Source organism: Streptomyces sp. PKA51, assembly GCF_057552455.1.
On the sequence record NZ_BAAJPZ010000012.1, the window covers coordinates 1 to 15,932 of the forward strand.

General features: G+C 73.3%; 18 protein-coding genes. 14 read left to right on the forward strand and 4 right to left on the reverse strand.

The window, feature by feature from the left end:
- Nucleotides 1-227 precede the first annotated feature (227 nt).
- Together AC27L3_RS18655 and AC27L3_RS18660 are read left to right on the forward strand one after the other, a co-directional pair.
- The gene (locus AC27L3_RS18655; protein ID WP_487235177.1) at nucleotides 228-1,085 is read left to right on the forward strand and encodes a thioredoxin domain-containing protein; all 858 of its coding nucleotides are present in this window, start codon (nucleotides 228-230) and stop codon (nucleotides 1,083-1,085) included.
- A gap of 125 nt (nucleotides 1,086-1,210) precedes the next feature.
- Nucleotides 1,211-2,893 carry an alkaline phosphatase D family protein gene (locus tag AC27L3_RS18660; RefSeq protein ID WP_487235178.1) on the forward strand — a complete coding sequence of 561 codons (1,683 nt, stop codon included), beginning with the start codon at nucleotides 1,211-1,213 and terminating at the stop codon, nucleotides 2,891-2,893.
- Nucleotides 2,894-3,105: 212 nt separating this feature from the next.
- Here AC27L3_RS18660 and AC27L3_RS18665 read toward each other — a convergent pair whose 3' ends face one another.
- Together AC27L3_RS18665 and AC27L3_RS18670 are read right to left on the reverse strand one after the other, a co-directional pair.
- On the reverse strand, nucleotides 3,106-3,843 hold the full coding sequence (locus AC27L3_RS18665; RefSeq protein WP_487235179.1) for an LON peptidase substrate-binding domain-containing protein: 738 nt from the start codon (nucleotides 3,841-3,843) through the stop codon (nucleotides 3,106-3,108).
- 70 nt (nucleotides 3,844-3,913) lie between these two features.
- The gene (locus AC27L3_RS18670) at nucleotides 3,914-5,515 is read right to left on the reverse strand and encodes an oxidoreductase (RefSeq protein WP_487235180.1); all 1,602 of its coding nucleotides are present in this window, start codon (nucleotides 5,513-5,515) and stop codon (nucleotides 3,914-3,916) included.
- 201 nt (nucleotides 5,516-5,716) lie between these two features.
- Between AC27L3_RS18670 and hisD the strand changes: the two genes are divergently transcribed.
- From hisD to hisF, 8 genes are read left to right on the forward strand one after another with little or no spacing between them, the layout of a single operon-like run.
- Nucleotides 5,717-7,042 carry a histidinol dehydrogenase gene (gene hisD, locus AC27L3_RS18675; protein ID WP_487235181.1) on the forward strand — a complete coding sequence of 442 codons (1,326 nt, stop codon included), beginning with the start codon at nucleotides 5,717-5,719 and terminating at the stop codon, nucleotides 7,040-7,042.
- On the forward strand, nucleotides 7,039-8,145 hold the full coding sequence (locus AC27L3_RS18680; RefSeq protein ID WP_487235182.1) for a histidinol-phosphate transaminase: 1,107 nt from the start codon (nucleotides 7,039-7,041) through the stop codon (nucleotides 8,143-8,145). The genes hisD and AC27L3_RS18680 overlap by 4 nt, the downstream gene beginning before the upstream one ends.
- Complete coding sequence (gene hisB, locus AC27L3_RS18685) at nucleotides 8,142-8,735, forward strand: imidazoleglycerol-phosphate dehydratase HisB (protein WP_487235183.1); 594 nt, start codon at nucleotides 8,142-8,144, stop codon at nucleotides 8,733-8,735. Before AC27L3_RS18680 ends, hisB begins: the two co-directional genes overlap by 4 nt.
- A complete protein-coding gene (locus AC27L3_RS18690) occupies nucleotides 8,732-8,899 on the forward strand; it encodes a hypothetical protein (protein WP_344439203.1) in 168 nt (55 codons plus the stop codon). Before hisB ends, AC27L3_RS18690 begins: the two co-directional genes overlap by 4 nt.
- Entirely contained in the window at nucleotides 8,896-9,549 is a 654-nt protein-coding gene (gene hisH, locus AC27L3_RS18695; protein WP_487235184.1) for an imidazole glycerol phosphate synthase subunit HisH, read from the forward strand. Before AC27L3_RS18690 ends, hisH begins: the two co-directional genes overlap by 4 nt.
- Nucleotides 9,549-10,274, forward strand: coding sequence for a bifunctional 1-(5-phosphoribosyl)-5-((5-phosphoribosylamino)methylideneamino)imidazole-4-carboxamide isomerase/phosphoribosylanthranilate isomerase PriA (gene priA / locus AC27L3_RS18700; protein WP_487235185.1), 726 nt, complete (start codon nucleotides 9,549-9,551; stop codon nucleotides 10,272-10,274). Before hisH ends, priA begins: the two co-directional genes overlap by 1 nt.
- Entirely contained in the window at nucleotides 10,271-10,681 is a 411-nt protein-coding gene (locus tag AC27L3_RS18705) for a RidA family protein (protein ID WP_487235186.1), read from the forward strand. The genes priA and AC27L3_RS18705 overlap by 4 nt, the downstream gene beginning before the upstream one ends.
- Nucleotides 10,682-10,690: 9 nt before the next feature.
- The gene (gene hisF / locus AC27L3_RS18710; protein ID WP_487235187.1) at nucleotides 10,691-11,446 is read left to right on the forward strand and encodes an imidazole glycerol phosphate synthase subunit HisF; all 756 of its coding nucleotides are present in this window, start codon (nucleotides 10,691-10,693) and stop codon (nucleotides 11,444-11,446) included.
- A gap of 135 nt (nucleotides 11,447-11,581) precedes the next feature.
- On the opposite strand, the gene AC27L3_RS18715 is transcribed toward hisF, so the two are convergent.
- Both AC27L3_RS18715 and AC27L3_RS18720 read right to left on the reverse strand, forming a co-directional pair.
- Nucleotides 11,582-12,106: a DoxX family protein gene (locus AC27L3_RS18715; protein WP_487235188.1), complete on the reverse strand. Its 525-nt coding sequence runs from the start codon at nucleotides 12,104-12,106 to the stop codon at nucleotides 11,582-11,584.
- Nucleotides 12,107-12,156: 50 nt separating this feature from the next.
- A complete protein-coding gene (locus tag AC27L3_RS18720; protein WP_487235189.1) occupies nucleotides 12,157-12,789 on the reverse strand; it encodes a TIGR03085 family metal-binding protein in 633 nt (210 codons plus the stop codon).
- A gap of 166 nt (nucleotides 12,790-12,955) precedes the next feature.
- Here AC27L3_RS18720 and hisI point away from each other — a divergent pair, with 166 nt between their 5' ends.
- The 4 genes from hisI (at nucleotide 12,956) to AC27L3_RS18740 (ending at nucleotide 15,909) form a co-directional block, all read left to right on the forward strand.
- A complete protein-coding gene (hisI, locus tag AC27L3_RS18725; protein WP_365964910.1) occupies nucleotides 12,956-13,321 on the forward strand; it encodes a phosphoribosyl-AMP cyclohydrolase in 366 nt (121 codons plus the stop codon).
- A gap of 91 nt (nucleotides 13,322-13,412) precedes the next feature.
- Nucleotides 13,413-14,876 carry an anthranilate synthase component I gene (locus AC27L3_RS18730; RefSeq protein WP_487235341.1) on the forward strand — a complete coding sequence of 488 codons (1,464 nt, stop codon included), beginning with the start codon at nucleotides 13,413-13,415 and terminating at the stop codon, nucleotides 14,874-14,876.
- Between the two features lie 41 nt (nucleotides 14,877-14,917).
- A complete protein-coding gene (locus AC27L3_RS18735) occupies nucleotides 14,918-15,610 on the forward strand; it encodes a TIGR02234 family membrane protein (RefSeq protein ID WP_487235190.1) in 693 nt (230 codons plus the stop codon).
- 53 nt (nucleotides 15,611-15,663) lie between these two features.
- The gene (locus tag AC27L3_RS18740) at nucleotides 15,664-15,909 is read left to right on the forward strand and encodes an HGxxPAAW family protein (RefSeq protein ID WP_487235191.1); all 246 of its coding nucleotides are present in this window, start codon (nucleotides 15,664-15,666) and stop codon (nucleotides 15,907-15,909) included.
- Nucleotides 15,910-15,932: the final 23 nt, after the last annotated feature.

Below are 15,932 nucleotides of genomic sequence, written 5' to 3' on the forward strand. Positions count from 1 at the left end.
CCCCGCCCTGCGCCTGCTGCTGCCGGCCGCCGCCCTCGCGGCCCGCCGCGACCCCGGCGCCGCGCGCCCCCGCCCCGTGCGGGACACCCTGCCGGCCCGGGCCCTGCCCCTGCTCGTCCACTCCGTCGTCCGGCGGGGACCCCCGGTGCGCCCGGCGTTCGCCTGAGCGCGTCCGCCCCCCCCCAGGTCCTCCACTCCTCACCTTCGTACCGACGGAGCAGACACCCATGAGCACCCGCAACTCCTCCACGAACAAGTCGGCCGCGCGCGAGCGGCTGCGCGCCGAGCGCGAGAAGCAGGCCAAGCGGGACAAGGCCCGCCGCAAGCTGATGGTCGGCGGTGCCGTCGTCGCCGTCCTCGCCGCCGCTGCCGGCATCGGCGTCGTCGTGGCGAATGCGACCAGCGGCGGCAAGAACACCAAGGTCTCCAGCGCCGACTGGGAGGCGGAGGCGAAGAACCACGCCTTCAAGCAGCCCGCCAACACCACCGGCGAGAAGGGCACCACCGTCGTCATCGGCAAGCCCGACGCCAAGAACACCCTCGAAGTCTTCGAGGACATGCGCTGCCCCATGTGCGCCGGCTTCGAGCAGAACGTCGGGCGGACGCTGCAGAAGGACATCAAGGACGGCAAGTACAAGGCGCAGTTCAGAGTGGGCACCTTCCTCGACCGCAACCCGATGATCAAGGGATCCGGGTCGAAGAACGCCCTCAGCGCGCTCGGCGCCGCCCTCAATGTGAGCCCCGACGCCTTCCTGGCGTACAAGGAGGCCCTGTACGCCGCCAAGAACCACCCCGACGAGCAGGACGACGCCTTCTCCGACGACGAACGCCTGCTGAAGGTCGCCGAGCAGGTGCCCGCGCTCAAGGGCAACGCGGCCTTCGAGAAGGCCGTCAAGGACGGCACCTACGACCAGTGGGCGCTGGCCATGTCCGCCGACTTCGACAAGTACGTCGGCGCCGACAAGCCCCTCAAGGGCACCCCGGGCCTGAAGCTCAACGGGAAGGTGCTCGCCAACCCCCAGGGGCAAACCCCTCAGGCCGCACCGGTGTTCACCGCCCTGGTCGACGAGAACCTCGCCAAGTAGCCGGGCGCGGGGGCGACATGGCGAACCGGAGGTAAGAGGGGAAACGGCGAAGGGCGGGCGAACAGTCGGTGACGGTCCGTCCCGGGCCTTACCGCCGGTGCTACTCGGCAGTAAAGTGACGGCCCGTGACCTCCCACGACATATCCCGCCGCACTGCCGTCACGGCCGTCGCCGCAGGCGCGACGGCCGCCCTGCTGCCGGGCGCCGCACAGGCCGCCACCGGCACCACCGGCCGCCGGGCCGCCGCGTCCGCCGCGGCCACCCGCACCGCCCCCGCCTTCCTGCACGGCGTCGCCTCCGGCGACCCGCTGCCCGACGGGATCCTGCTGTGGACCCGGGTCACCCCCGGTCCCGAGGCCGTCCCCGGCTCGGGCCTGGGCCCGGCCGTCGAGGTCGCCTGGCAGGTCGCCGAGGACGCCGGCTTCACCCGCGTCGTCGCCCGCGGCACCGTCACCGCCACCGCCGCGAGCGACCACACGGTCAAGGCGGACGTGCGCGGCCTGCGCCCCGCCACCGCCTACTGGTTCCGCTTCACCGTCGCCGCGGACGGGACCACCGTCACCTCGCCCACCGCCCGCACCCGCACCGCCCCCGCCCACGACGCCGCCGTCGAGGGCCTGCGCCTGGGCGTGGTCTCCTGCGCCAACTGGGAGTCCGGCTACTTCGCCGCATACCGGCACCTGGCCGCCCGGGCCGACCTGGACGCCGTGCTGCACCTGGGCGACTACATCTACGAGTACGGCACCGGGCAGTACCCCACGGCCAAGTACGTCGTGCGCAAGCACGAGCCGGCGCACGAGATCCTCACCCTCGCCGACTACCGCATCCGCCACGGCCACTACCGCACCGACCCCGACCTGCAGGCCGTGCACCACGCCCACCCGATCGTCGCCATCTGGGACGACCACGAGTTCGCCAACGACGCCTGGAGCGGCGGCGCGGAGAACCACACCCCCGGCACCGAGGGCGACTGGGCCGCCCGCGTGGCCGCCGCCAAGCAGGCCTACTTCGAGTGGATGCCGGTGCGCCCCTCCATCGAGGGCACCACCTACCGCAGGCTGCGCTTCGGCCGCCTGGCCGACCTGCACCTGCTGGACCTCAGATCCTTCCGCTCCCAGCAGGTCAAGTCCGGCAGCGGCAAGGTCGACGACCCCGAGCGCACCATCACCGGCCGCGCCCAGCTCGACTGGCTCAAGGAGGGCCTCGCGGCCTCCGACACCACCTGGCGGCTGGTGGGCAACCCGGTGATGATCTCGCCCGTCGCCTTCGGCTCCCTGCCCTCGTACCTGCTGGAGCCGCTCGCCCAGCTGCTCGGGCTGCCCAAGGAGGGCCTGGCCGCCAACACCGACCAGTGGGACGGCTACACCGACGACCGCCGCGAACTGCTGGCCCACCTCACCGACCGGGCGATCCGCAACACCGTCTTCCTCACCGGCGACATCCACATGGCCTGGGCCAACGACGTGCCCGTCAAGGCCGCCACCTACCCGCTGTCGGCCTCGGCCGCCACCGAGTTCGTCGTCACCTCGGTCACCTCCGACAACCTCGACGACCTCCTGCACGTCCCCGCGCACACCGTCTCCGTCCCCGCCGCGGCCGCCATCAAGGCCTCCAACCGGCACGTGAAGTGGCTGGACATGGACTCGCACGGGTACGGCGTGCTGGACGTGACCGCCGAGCGGGCGCAGATGGACTACTACGTGCTCTCCGACAAGCGCGACGCGAAGGCCGGCGCCTCCTGGGCGCGCTCCTACCGCACCGCGTCGGGCACCCAGCGCGTGGAGCGGGTCGACGCGCCGGTGCGCTGAGCGCCCTGGTGCCGCAGCGGCCGTCGCCTACGCCGGGCGGCGGCCGTGGTTGGCGCGGGACTTCCTCAGCCGCCAGCGGCGCTTGCGGGTGCGCTTGGACATCGTCCCTCCCCGGCTGGTGGGCCGCCCGGGCGGCGGCCCGCCGCAACCGGTCCTAGTCGAGGCCCGCTCCGCTGTCCAGCCGTCGCGCACGCCCGTGCCCCCGGGCGCCCTCAGTTGGGGCTGGTGGGGCGCTGGGTCAGCGCGACGGCCGGCAGCGACGGCAGCTTGCTGATCACCGCGGTCTCCGCGCGCAGCAGCCGCAGCTCGTCCGCCAGCCGGGAGGCGGTGTCGGGCGCCTGCAGCAGCCGCTGCTTGGCCGGGGTGTCCAGCACAGCCGCCGCGGCGACCAGGTAGGACAGCACCCTCGGCTCGCCCGGCAGCTCCGACTGCCGGGCCAGCGACGACTCGTTCGCCCCCGCCAGCCGCTTCTGGTACGCGCGAAAGGCCCGCACGACGCCGGAGGCCAGCACCCCCGCGCCCTCGCCCTGCTCCTCCTCGATGTGCTCGCACTCGCCCGTCAGGTACGCGCCCGAGGCGTCCACCGAGCGCAGCCGGAAGCGGGTGGTGCCGGTGGCCAGCACCTCGTACGTGCCGTCCGGGCGCTCCCGCACCGAGGTGAGGTCGGCCACGCAGCCCACCGCGTAGAAGGCGCGCATCGGGTCGGGGCCGAAGCCGGAGGCCGGCCCCGGCTCCGGGCGCATGCCCTCGGGCAGGCCGGGGGCGCTGGGCGCCACCTCGTGCCCGTCGCGGATGGCCACCACCCCGAAGCGGCGCGGGCCGTCGTCCGGCAGGGCGGCGAGGTCGCGCATCAGCGCGCGGTACCGCTGCTCGAAGACGTTCAGCGGGAGCACGAGGCCCGGGAACAGCACCGAGTTCAGCGGGAAGAGGGGAAGGCGCGCGGTGGTCACGGCCGGTAAGCCTAATCGCCCCCGCCACGGTGGTGCCCCGGTATCGCGCCCTCCGCCCCGACGTCGCACGTCACTGGCGCCGCAGCAGCCGCGAGGCACCCGCCGCGACGGTGGTCGCCAGGATCCAGCCCAGCAGGGTGAGCACCGCCACCACCCACTGGGTCGCCCCGCCCGGCCGCCAGGCGCCGCCCTGCCCCAGGTCGATCACCGGCAGCAGCAGGTCCAGGGTGTACAGCTCCGGGCTCCACACCGGGCCCTCGCCCTCCTTGATCGGCGGCAGCGGGTGCACGGAGAAGTACACAGCGCCCAGCGCCCACAGCACCGCCATCCACACCGCCGCCCGGCCCGGCCGGTAGCCGTAGGCCACCGTCCAGTCCTGCAGGTAGCCCCACGCCTTGCCGGCCGGCGGCAGCGTCTCGCGGCGTCTGCGCTGCTTGGCCAGCAGCACCTGGCGGGCCTCGGCGTCCTCGCCGCTGGCGCGCAGGGCGCTCGCCAGGCGCTCGTAGGGCTCGGGCGCGTACTCCGGCGTGGCCGCCGCCACCCAGGCCAGGCGGTGGGCGAGCGGGAAGGGGCCGAGCGGGATGAGGTTCTCGTAGGAGAAGCCGGCCATCGCCAGCCCGCCCGGGCCCGGCCAGCTGTCGTAGCGGTCGACCAGGTTGACCACCCGCGCCCCGGAGAGCACCACCCGGCCGCGCTGCTGCCGCTCGCCCAGGAAGCGCAGCTCCGGCGTCTGCACCCGGCGCAGCGACAGCTCCTGGTCGGCCTCCATCACGAAGCGGGCCTCGCTGAAGTCCACCGCGTCGCCGAAGCGCCCGTCGTCCAGCCGCGCCCCGCCCAGGCACTCGAAGCGCCGCATCCGCGCCGAGCCCTGGGTGCCGGTGGCGATGCCGTACGGGGGAGTGGCGCCGGAGGCGTAGCGGGCGTAGCCCAGGCCCGCCGACGTCAGGTACAGCGTGCGCTCCACGGTCAGCTGCGGGGCGTTCAGGGCCCGCCGGCCGTAGGGATTGTTCAAGGTGGAGCCGCGCAGGCTCAGCGAGGCCCCTATCGTCGCCCCGCGCATGCTCAGCTCGCCGTGCGAGCGCATCATCTCCGCCTGCAGGTCCTGGCCCACGCTCATCCCGTCGGCGGCGATCGACAGCCCGCGCCGGTCCCGGCGCACCACCAGCTGGTTGAGCAGCAGGTCGGTGCCGATGTGCGCGTCGGTCAGCCGGATGCCGTGCTGGACCTGGCAGCGGGGTAAGTGCAGATCGCCCTCGGTACGGATGCGGGCCGCCTCCACCCGCGGTATCGCGCAGCCCACCAGGCGCAGCGTGGTGAAGGTGCTCTCCGGCAGCAGCAGCTGCTGATCGAAGCGGCAGTTGTGCATCTCCACGTACGGGGAAACGGTTCCCCCCGACAGGTCGAGGGTGCCGGTGATCTGCAGCCCGTTGAGCTTGAGCGCGGCGACCCGGCCCGGGCGGGCCGGCGGGCCGCTGAGCAGCAGCAGCGCCACGATCCGGGCACGCACGCTGCGCTCGGGCCCCCAGGTGTCGGCGCCGGCGGGGTCGTTGCGGCCCGGCTCGGGGCTGCGCCGGTCGAGGGTGGTGCCGGTGCGGAACGCCTCCCACATGTCCCGCTCGGTCACGGTGAGCTCCAGGCCGCTGGGCGGCGCGCCGTCGGCAGGCTCGGACACGACTGTCCCCCTTCTCACGGACCCCCGTACGGGCCACCTTCCCGCCGGGTGACCGACCGGACACCCGCCGTGAGAGCCGATTGTCCGTCCGCGGTCAGGCAAAGATCAACTCTTTGGCGGCACGACCGCGGCCACCGGTCGGCGTATCAGTCGGTGGTACGGGGAGCCGTGGGGCGGGACGGGTCTGCGACAATTGGGCGTGTGATCTCCCGAATCGATCTGCGCGGCGACGCCTTCCCCACCGGGGGCATCGACCGCGACATGCTGCCCCGTGCCGAGCTCGACGTCGCGGCCGCCCTGGAAAAGGTGCGGCCCATCTGCGACGACGTGCATCATCGCGGCACCGCGGCCCTGATCGACTACGCGGAGCGCTTCGACGGAGTGACGATCGACCGCGTGCGGGTGCCCGCCGAGGCGATCACCAAGGCCCTCGACGAGCTCGACCCCGCCGTGCGCGCCGCCCTTGAGGAGTCCATCCGGCGCGCCCGCATCGTCCACCGCGAGCAGCGCCGCACCGACGTCACCGTCCAGGTCGTGCCCGGCGGCACGGTCACCGAGCGCTGGGTCCCCGTCGACCGCGTCGGTCTGTACGTGCCGGGCGGCCGTTCGGTCTACCCCTCGTCCGTCGTGATGAACGTCGTCCCCGCCCAGGAGGCCGGCGTCGGCTCCATGGCCGTCGCCTCCCCGCCGCAGAAGGAGTTCGGCGGGCTGCCGCACCCCACCATCCTCGCCGCCTGCGCCCTGCTGGGCGTCGACGAGGTGTACGCGGCCGGCGGCGCCCAGGCCGTCGCCATGTTCGCCTACGGCACCGAGGAGTGCCGCCCGGTGAACATGGTCACCGGCCCCGGCAACATCTGGGTCGCCGCCGCCAAGCGGCTGCTCAAGGGCCGCATCGGCATCGACGCCGAGGCCGGCCCCACCGAGATCGCCATCCTCGCCGACGCGAGCGCCGACCCCGCCCACGTCGCCGCCGACCTCATCAGCCAGGCCGAGCACGACCCGCTGGCCGCCGCCGTGCTGGTCACCGACTCCGAGGACCTCGCCGAGGCCGTCGAGAAGGAACTCCAGGCCCAGGTCGCCGCCACCCGCCACGTCGAGGACCGCATCCTGCCCGCCCTCGGCGGCCGGCAGTCCGGCATCGTCCTCGTCGACGACATCGAGCGCGGCCTCGAGGTCGTCGACGCCTACGCCGCCGAGCACCTGGAGATCCAGACCGCCGACGCGGCCGCCGTCGCCGCCCGCGTCCGCAACGCCGGCGCGATCTTCGTCGGCGCCTGGGCCCCGGTCTCCCTCGGCGACTACGCCGCCGGCTCCAACCACGTCCTGCCCACCGGCGGCTGCGCCTGCCACTCCTCGGGCCTGTCCGTGCAGAGCTTCCTGCGCGGCATCCACGTCGTCGACTACACCCGCGAGGCACTCGCCGAGGTCGCCGGTCACGTGGTGACGCTCGCCGAGGCCGAGGACCTGCCGGCGCACGGCGCGGCGATCAAGGCGCGGTTCGGATGGAACGTCCCGGAGGAGAAGTGACCCGGATCGACGAGCTCCCCCTCCGGGACGAGCTGCGCGGCAAGACCCCCTACGGCGCCCCCCAGCTGGAGGTGCCCGTACGGCTGAACACCAACGAGAACCCCTACCCCCTGCCCGAGCCCCTGGTCGCCCGCATCGCCGAGCGCGTCGCCGAGGCCGCCCGCCACCTCAACCGCTACCCCGACCGCGACGCGGTCGAGCTGCGCACCGAGCTGGCCGCGTACCTCACCCGCAGCACCGGCTACGAGGTGACGCGCGCCCACGTGTGGGCCGCCAACGGCTCCAACGAGGTCCTCCAGCAGCTGCTGCAGACCTTCGGCGGCCCCGGCCGCACCGCCCTCGGCTTCGAGCCCTCGTACTCGATGCACGCCCTCATCTCGCGCGGCACCGGCACCGGCTGGCTGCACGGCCCCCGCCGGGCGGACTTCACCATCGACGTCGAGGCCGCCGAGCGCACCATCGCCGAGCACCGGCCGGACGTGGTGTTCGTCTGCTCGCCCAACAACCCCACCGGCACCGCCGTCGACGCCGACACGGTGCTGCGGCTGTACGAGGCCGCACAGGCGGCGAAGCCGTCGATGGTCGTCGTCGACGAGGCGTACGGCGAGTTCAGCCACCACCCCTCGCTGCTCCCGCTGCTGGCGGGCCGGCCGCACCTGGTGCTCTCGCGCACCATGTCCAAGGCGTTCGGCGCCGCCGGGCTGCGCCTGGGCTACCTCGCCGCCGACCCCGCCGTCGTCGACGCCGTCCAGCTGGTGCGCCTGCCGTACCACCTCTCCGCCGTCACCCAGGCCACCGCGCTCGCGGCCCTGGAGCACACCGACACCCTCCTGGGCTACGTCGAGCAGCTCAAGGCCGAACGCGACCGCCTCGTGACCGAGCTGCGCGCCATGGGCTGCGAGGTCACCGACTCCGACGCCAACTTCGTCCAGTTCGGCGTCTTCGACGACGCCCACGCCACCTGGCAGGCGCTGCTCGACCACGGCGTGCTCGTGCGCGACAACGGCGTACCGGGCCGGCTGCGGGTCACCGCGGGCACCCCCGCCGAGAACGACGCGTTCCTCGACGCGATGCGCGCAGTACTGAAGGAGAACAACCGATGAACCGCGTTGGGCGCGTCGAGCGCACCACCAAGGAAACCTCCGTCCTGGTCGAAATAGACCTCGACGGCACCGGACAGGTCGACGTCTCCACCGGCGTCGGCTTCTACGACCACATGCTCGACCAGCTCGGCCGGCACGGTCTGTTCGACCTGACCGTCAAGACCGACGGCGACCTGCACATCGACACCCACCACACCATCGAGGACACCGCCCTCGCGCTCGGCGCCGCCTTCCGCCAGGCCCTCGGCGACAAGGTGGGCATCTACCGCTTCGGCAACTGCACCGTGCCCCTGGACGAGGCCCTCGCCCAGGTCACCGTCGACCTCTCCGGCCGCCCCTACCTCGTGCACACCGAGCCCGAGAACATGGCGCCGATGATCGGCAGCTACGACACGACGATGACCCGGCACATCCTGGAGTCCTTCGTCGCCCAGGCCCAGATCGCCCTGCACGTCCACGTCCCCTACGGGCGCAACGCCCACCACATCGTGGAGTGCCAGTTCAAGGCGCTGGCCCGGGCCCTGCGCTACGCCTGCGAGCGCGACGAGCGGGCCGCGGGGATCATCCCGTCGACGAAGGGCGCACTGTGAACGGCACTTCCACGGCGCTGATCCTCGTCGGGCTCTTCCTGGTCGGCGGCATCATCTCGTTCCTCAAGCAGGGCATGCCCAAGGGCGTGATCGTCCTGCTCGGCATCGGCGCGGCCATGTGCCTGACCGCCGGTGTGCTGCGTATCGAAGGACTGTGGTCATGAGTTCCCCCGCCACCTCCCGCAAGAAGGTCGTCGTCCTCGACTACGGCTTCGGCAACGTCCGCTCCGCCGAGCGCGCCCTCGCCCACGTCGGCGCCGACGTGGAGATCACCCGCGACTTCGACGCCGCCATGAACGCCGACGGCCTCCTCGTGCCCGGCGTCGGCGCCTTCGCCGCCTGCATGCAGGGCCTGCGCGCCGCCCGGGGCGACTGGATCGTCGGCCGCCGGCTCGCCGGCGGCCGCCCGGTCATGGGCATCTGCGTCGGCATGCAGGTCCTCTTCGAACGCGGCGTCGAACACGGCGTGGAGACCGACGGCCTCGACGAGTGGCCCGGCACCGTCGAACCCCTCAAGGCCGACGTCGTGCCCCACATGGGCTGGAACACCGTCACCCCCGCCGAGGGCTCCCGGCTCTTCGCCGGCCTCGACGCGGACACCCGCTACTACTTCGTGCACTCCTACGCCGTACGCAGCTGGGACTTCGAGACCGGCAACCCCCGCATCGACGCCCCGAAGGTCACCTGGGCCACCCATGGCGAGCCCTTCGTCGCCGCGGTGGAGAACGGACCCCTGTGGGCCACCCAGTTCCACCCCGAGAAGTCCGGCGACGCCGGCGCCCAGCTGCTGACCAACTGGATCGAGACGCTCTGATGCCCACGCTTGAACTCCTCCCCGCCGTCGACGTCCGCGACGGGCAGGCCGTCCGCCTGGTGCACGGCGAGTCCGGCTCCGAGACCTCCTACGGCGACCCCCTCGCCGCCGCCCGCGCCTGGCAGCGCGCCGGCGCCGAATGGCTGCACCTGGTCGACCTCGACGCCGCCTTCGGCACCGGCGACAACCGCGACCGGATCGCCGAGGTCGTCCGCGCCATGGACATCAAGGTCGAACTCTCCGGCGGCATCCGCGACGACGCCACCCTCGCCGCCGCCCTCGCCACCGGCTGCACCCGCGTCAACCTCGGCACCGCCGCCCTGGAGAGCCCCGAGTGGGTCGCCAAGGTCATCGCCGAGCACGGCGACCGCATCGCCGTCGGCCTCGACGTCCGCGGCACCACCCTGCGCGGCCGCGGCTGGACCCGCGACGGCGGCGACCTCTACGAGACCCTCGCCCGCCTCGACTCCGAGGGCTGCGCCCGCTACGTCGTCACCGACATCGCCAAGGACGGCACCCTCACCGGCCCCAACCTGGAGCTGCTGAAGAACGTCTGCGCCGTCACCGACAAGCCCGTCGTGGCCTCCGGTGGCGTTTCCTCCCTTGACGACCTGCGGGCAATTGCCACCCTGGTACCGGAGGGCGTGGAAGGCGCCATCGTCGGCAAGGCCCTCTACGCCAAGGCGTTCACCCTGGAAGAAGCCCTGGAGGCAGTGTCCGCATGAGTGAGACCCCGGCCGCACGGCGCGTACAGACGAACAGTCCCTGGGAAGAGACGATCGGATTCGCACGCGCCGTGGCGGCCGGGGACCGGGTGCACGTCGCCGGCACCATGCCCCTGGTCGACGGCGTCCTGCAGGGCGAGGGCGACCCCTACGAGCAGACGCGCGCCGCCTTCCGCAACGCGCTGGACGCGCTCAAGGAATTCGGCCTGGGCCCCGAGTCCGTCGTGCGCACCCGCATGTACGTCACCCACCTGCGCGACGTCGAGGCCGTCGGCCGCGCCCACAAGGAGCTGTTCGACGCCGTCCGCCCGGCCTCGACCCTCGTCGTGGTCTCCGGCTTCGTCGACTCGCGGGTGCTGGTGGAAGTGGAAGTAGAAGCCTTCAATGAAGCCTTCGAAGGAGCTTAGGAGCACGGCGTGACCCTCGCGGTCCGAGTCATCCCCTGCCTGGACGTCGACAACGGCCGGGTCGTCAAGGGCGTCAATTTCCAGAACCTGCGCGACGCGGGCGATCCCGTCGAGATGGCCGCGCTCTACGGCCGCGAAGGCGCCGACGAGCTGACCTTCCTCGACATCACCGCCTCCTCCGGCAACCGCGAGACCACGTACGACGTCGTGCGCCGCACCGCCGAACAGGTCTTCATCCCCCTCACCGTCGGCGGCGGCGTGCGCACCGCCGACGACGTCGACAAGCTGCTGCGCGCCGGCGCCGACAAGGTCGGCGTCAACACGGCGGCCATCGAGCGCCCCGACCTCATCCGTGAGATCGCCGAGCGCTTCGGCCGCCAGGTGCTCGTCCTGTCCGTCGACGCGCGCCGCACCGCCTCCGGCTCCTTCGAGGTCACCACCCACGGCGGTCGCCGCGGCACCGGCATCGACGCCGTCGAGTGGGCCCACCGGGCCGCGGAGCTCGGAGCCGGCGAGATCCTGCTGAACTCCATGGACGCGGACGGCACCAAGGACGGCTACGACACGGAAATGATCACGGCGGTGCGCCGCCATGTGACCGTCCCCGTCATCGCCAGCGGCGGCGCCGGCAAGCTCGCGGACTTCGCCCCGGCGGTGGCGGCGGGCGCGGACGCGGTCCTGGCGGCGTCGGTCTTCCACTTCGGCGACCTGCGCATCCCGGACGTCAAGCAGGCACTGAAGGAAGCCGGCCACCCGGTCCGCTGATCCCTGGTCCTCAAACGCCGGACGGGCTGCAATGCAGCCCGTCCGGCGTTTGAGGACACCGGGGGTCCGGGGGCGGAGCCCTCGGGAAACGGAGAAAGGGCGGGGCCGGGGAGAAGCCACCCGCAGGGCCACCGCCTAGCGGCGGATGAGCAGGAACACCGCCCCCGCCACGCACGCCAGTGCAATCGCCGCCACCCCCACGGCCAGCCGCGGCGGCGGCCGCAACCCCGGAACGAAGCGATCCACCGCATACCTGCCCGGCCCCGTCAGCGCCAGCCCCGTCGCCGTCAGCGCGATCAGCAACGTGTACTCGACCCCCTGCGGCAGCAGGAAGCCGCGGTCCCACGTCACACCCAGGGCGTTGATCATCGTGCCGAGCAGGGCCGCCGCGGCCAGCGGGGTCAGCAGGCCCAAAAGGATTCCCGCCCCGCCGAGCCCTTCGCTCAGCCCCGCCACCACCGCCATCGTCCTCGGCGAGGGATAGCCGACCTGGGCGAAAAACTTCGCCGTGCCGTTGATCCCCGGCCCCTCGAACCATCCGAAGAGTTTCTGCGTGCCGTGCACCATCATGATGATGCCCAGCATCATCCGGATCAGCAGGAGTCCGAGGGAGATGCCTTCAAGGGAGCGCGCGTAGCCCTCCCCTCTGCGGAGAGCCATGGTCGGGCACCTTCTTCCGTCCATCACTCCCAGTGTCCCGCTGCGGTTGCCTAGATGCCGAGCGAGGAGGCCTTCAGCTTGGCGATCGCCGTCTGCTCGCCCTCCAGCTCCACTTTTGCCGCGTCCATCCGCCCGAAGGCGAACACCAGCAGCTCCCCGGGCTCCCCGGTGGCCGTCACCACGGGCGCGCCGCGCCGGGCCACCGCCGTACGCCCGTCCGGCCGCCGCAGCACCAGGCCCACCGGCGCCTTGCGGCCCAGCAGCCGCGCGGTGCGCTCCAGGCGGCTCCACAGCGCGTCGGCGAAGACGGGGTCCAGCGTGCGCGGCGTCCACTCGGGCTGTGCCCGGCGCACGTCCTCGGTGTGGATGTAGAACTCGACGGTGTTGGCCGCCTCGTCCACCGGCTTGAGGCTGAACGGCGACAGCCGGGGCGGCCCGGTGCGGATGAGCTGGATCAGCTCCTCGTACGGCTTGGCGGCGTACTCCGCCTGCACCCGTTCCAGACGCCCGGCCAGCGGTGCGAAGACGACACCGGCCGCCGCGTCGGAGCGTCGTTCGCGCACCACGACGTGCGCGGCGAGGTCCTGGGAGCGCCAGCCGGCACAGAGCGTGGGCGCGTTGGGGCCGACCGTCTCCAACAGGTCGGCGAGAAGAAGACGTTCGCGCTGAGCGTGGGTCGACATGGCGTCAGCCTACGGCGGGCGCCCCGCGGCGGCCACGGCACCTCGTTCCCAGGCGTGTCCGGACGCGGCCCCGCACCCGTCCCGTACCGCCAGGCGGACCGGCCCCGCGCCGCCCGCCCGCATCGCGGACGCCGATCGGACCGCCGCGGACGGGCACAATGGGGGCATGACCGGCAACGCCCAGCCCTCCCCGCTCGACCCCGCCCTCGCCGCCCGCCTCAAGCGCAGCGCCGACGGCCTGGTCCCCGCCATCGCGCAGCAGTACGACACCGGCGAGGTGCTCATGCTCGGCTGGATGGACGACGAGGCCCTGCACCGCACCCTGACCACCGGCCGCTGCACCTACTGGAGCCGCAGCCGCAGCGAGTACTGGGTCAAGGGCGACACCTCCGGCCACGTCCAGCACGTGAAGTCGGTCGCCCTGGACTGCGACGCCGACACCATCCTGGTGAAGGTCGACCAGGTCGGCCCCGCCTGCCACACCGGCACCCGCACCTGTTTCGATGCCGGCGACCTGCCGCTGGGGCAGTAGGCTCCGCGCCATGGCTGCCACGTCCGCAACTGCCCCTGCCCCGCCGAGCGGTGCCGGCGGGAACGTCCTGCCCGACGCGGAGACGTTCCGCATGCTCGCGAAGGACCGCCGCGTCATCCCGGTGACCCGCCGCCTCCTCGCCGACGGCGACACCCCCGTGGGCCTGTACCGCAAGCTCGCCGCCGAACGCCCGGGCACCTTCCTGCTGGAGTCCGCGGAGAACGGCCGCACCTGGTCCCGCTACTCCTTCGTCGGCGTCCGCAGCGCCGCCACCCTCACCGTCCGCGACGGCCGGGCGCACTGGCTGGGCACCCCGCCCGTCGGCGTGCCCACCGACGGCGACCCGCTGGCCGCCCTGCGCGCCACCCTGGAGACCCTGCACACCCCCCGCGACCTCATAGAGGGTGCCGGGCTGCCGCCCTTCACCGGCGGCATGGTGGGCTACCTGGGCTACGACGTCGTCCGCCGCCTGGAGAAGATCGGCGAGCACGGCGAGGACACCCTGGGCCTGCCCGAGCTGACCATGCTGCTCACCTCCGACCTCGCCGTCCTCGACCACTGGAACGGCACCGTCCTGTTGATCGCCAACGCGATCAACCACAACGACCTCGAGACCGGTGTGGACGAGGCGTACGCCGACGCCGTGGCCCGCCTCGACGCCATGACGGCCGACCTGGCCCGGCCCGCCCCGACCGGCCCCACCGCCCTGCCGGCCTCCGAGCTGCCCGAGTACACCGCCCGCTGGGGCGGCAGCGACTACATGGCGGCCGTCGAGGACATCAAGGAGCGCATCCGCGCGGGCGAGGCCTTCCAGGTCGTGCCCTCCCAGCGCTTCGAGACGCCCTGCACCGCCTCGGCCCTGGACGTCTACCGCGTGCTGCGGGCCACCAACCCCAGCCCGTACATGTACCTGCTGCGGTTCGACGGGTTCGACGTCGTCGGCTCCAGCCCGGAGGCCCTGGTCAAGGTCGAGGACGGCCAGGCGCTGGTGCACCCCATCGCCGGCACCCGCCCGCGCGGGGCCACCCCGCAGGCCGACGCCGCGCTCGCCGAGGAACTGCTGGCCGACCCCAAGGAGCGCGCCGAGCACCTGATGCTCGTCGACCTCGGCCGCAACGACCTGGGACGGGTCTGCGAGCCGGGCAGCGTGGAGGTCGTCGACTTCATGTCGATCGAGCGCTACAGCCACGTGATGCACATCGTCTCCACCGTCACCGGCCGCCTCGCCCCGGACCGCACGGCCTTCGACGTGCTCACCGCCTGCTTCCCGGCCGGCACCCTCTCCGGCGCGCCCAAGCCGCGGGCGATGCAGATCATCGAGGAGCTGGAGCCCACCCGCCGCGGGCTGTACGGGGGCTGCGTCGGCTACCTGGACTTCGCCGGGGACTCCGACACCGCCATCGCCATCCGCACGGCCCTGCTGCGCGAGGGCACCGCCTACGTGCAGGCGGGCGCCGGCGTCGTCGCCGACTCCGACCCGGCGGCCGAGGACGCCGAATGCCGCAACAAGGCCGCAGCAGTCCTCAGGGCAGTCCACACGGCGAACAGGATGTAGGCCCGCACCCGGGCGACGGCCGCCGTTCCCGACCAGGGATAGTGGTAGGCGTGAGTGCAGCACCCGTACCGTCCCCCGCCACCGCGGCACGGCGTACCGTCGCCGCCGCCCTCGTCCTCGCCGCCGCCGGCGCGGCCGTGACCCTGCTGGCCGCCGGCCGCCCCTGGGTCCGCGGCACCGCCGTCGCCGTGGCGAACGACGGCGTCGCCCAGCAGGCCAGCGGGCAGGACGTCACCGCCCTGCCGGGCGCCCTGGCGATCGTCGGCCTGGCCGCGCTGGTGGCGGTCTTCGCCGTGCGCGGGGCCGCCCGCGTCCTGGTCGCCGCGCTGCTGGCGCTCAGCGGCGCCGGCGTCGTCGCCGCCGCGGTCGCCGGCCGCGGCGACACGGGCGCCCTGGAGGAGAAGGCGGCCAAGGTTGCGGGCCTGACCCGGGCCTCCGTGGCGGACGTCACCCATACGGCCTGGCCGTGGGTGGCGGTCGCGGGCGGTGTGCTGCTGCTCGCGGCGGGGCTGCTGGCCCTGCGCTACGGCCGCGCCTGGCCCGCGATGTCCGGTCGCTACGAGCGCACGGGCGCCCCGCAGGCCCGCCGCCCCCGCCGTGCGGCGGCGCCGGACCCGGACCGCCCGGAGGAGCTGTGGAAGGCCCTGGACCGGGGCGAGGACCCCACCGGCGGGGCCGGCGAGGGTGACACGCCCACCCCAGCTCCATCCCGCTCGCCCGGTCGGGGAGAATGACCCCAGCGATCAACTGCGCCCGCCGGCGCGCCACAGCAACGAGGAGTCAACTCATGTCGGGTAGCAACCACGACAGCCACGGGCACACCCCTGCCGCCTGGACCGGCGTCATCATCGCCTTCATCGGCTTCTGCGTCGCCTCCGCCTTCGTGGTGATGGCGAAGCCGGTCGGCTTCTGGGTGGGCATCGGATTGACCCTGCTCGGCGCCGTCGTCGGCGGCATCATGCGCATGATGGGCCTCGGCCAGGACCCCAAGGGCGCCGTGCTGCGGCCGAGCGCCTCGCAGTCCCGGAGCTGAAGCCGCCGGGCTCCGGCCCGCAC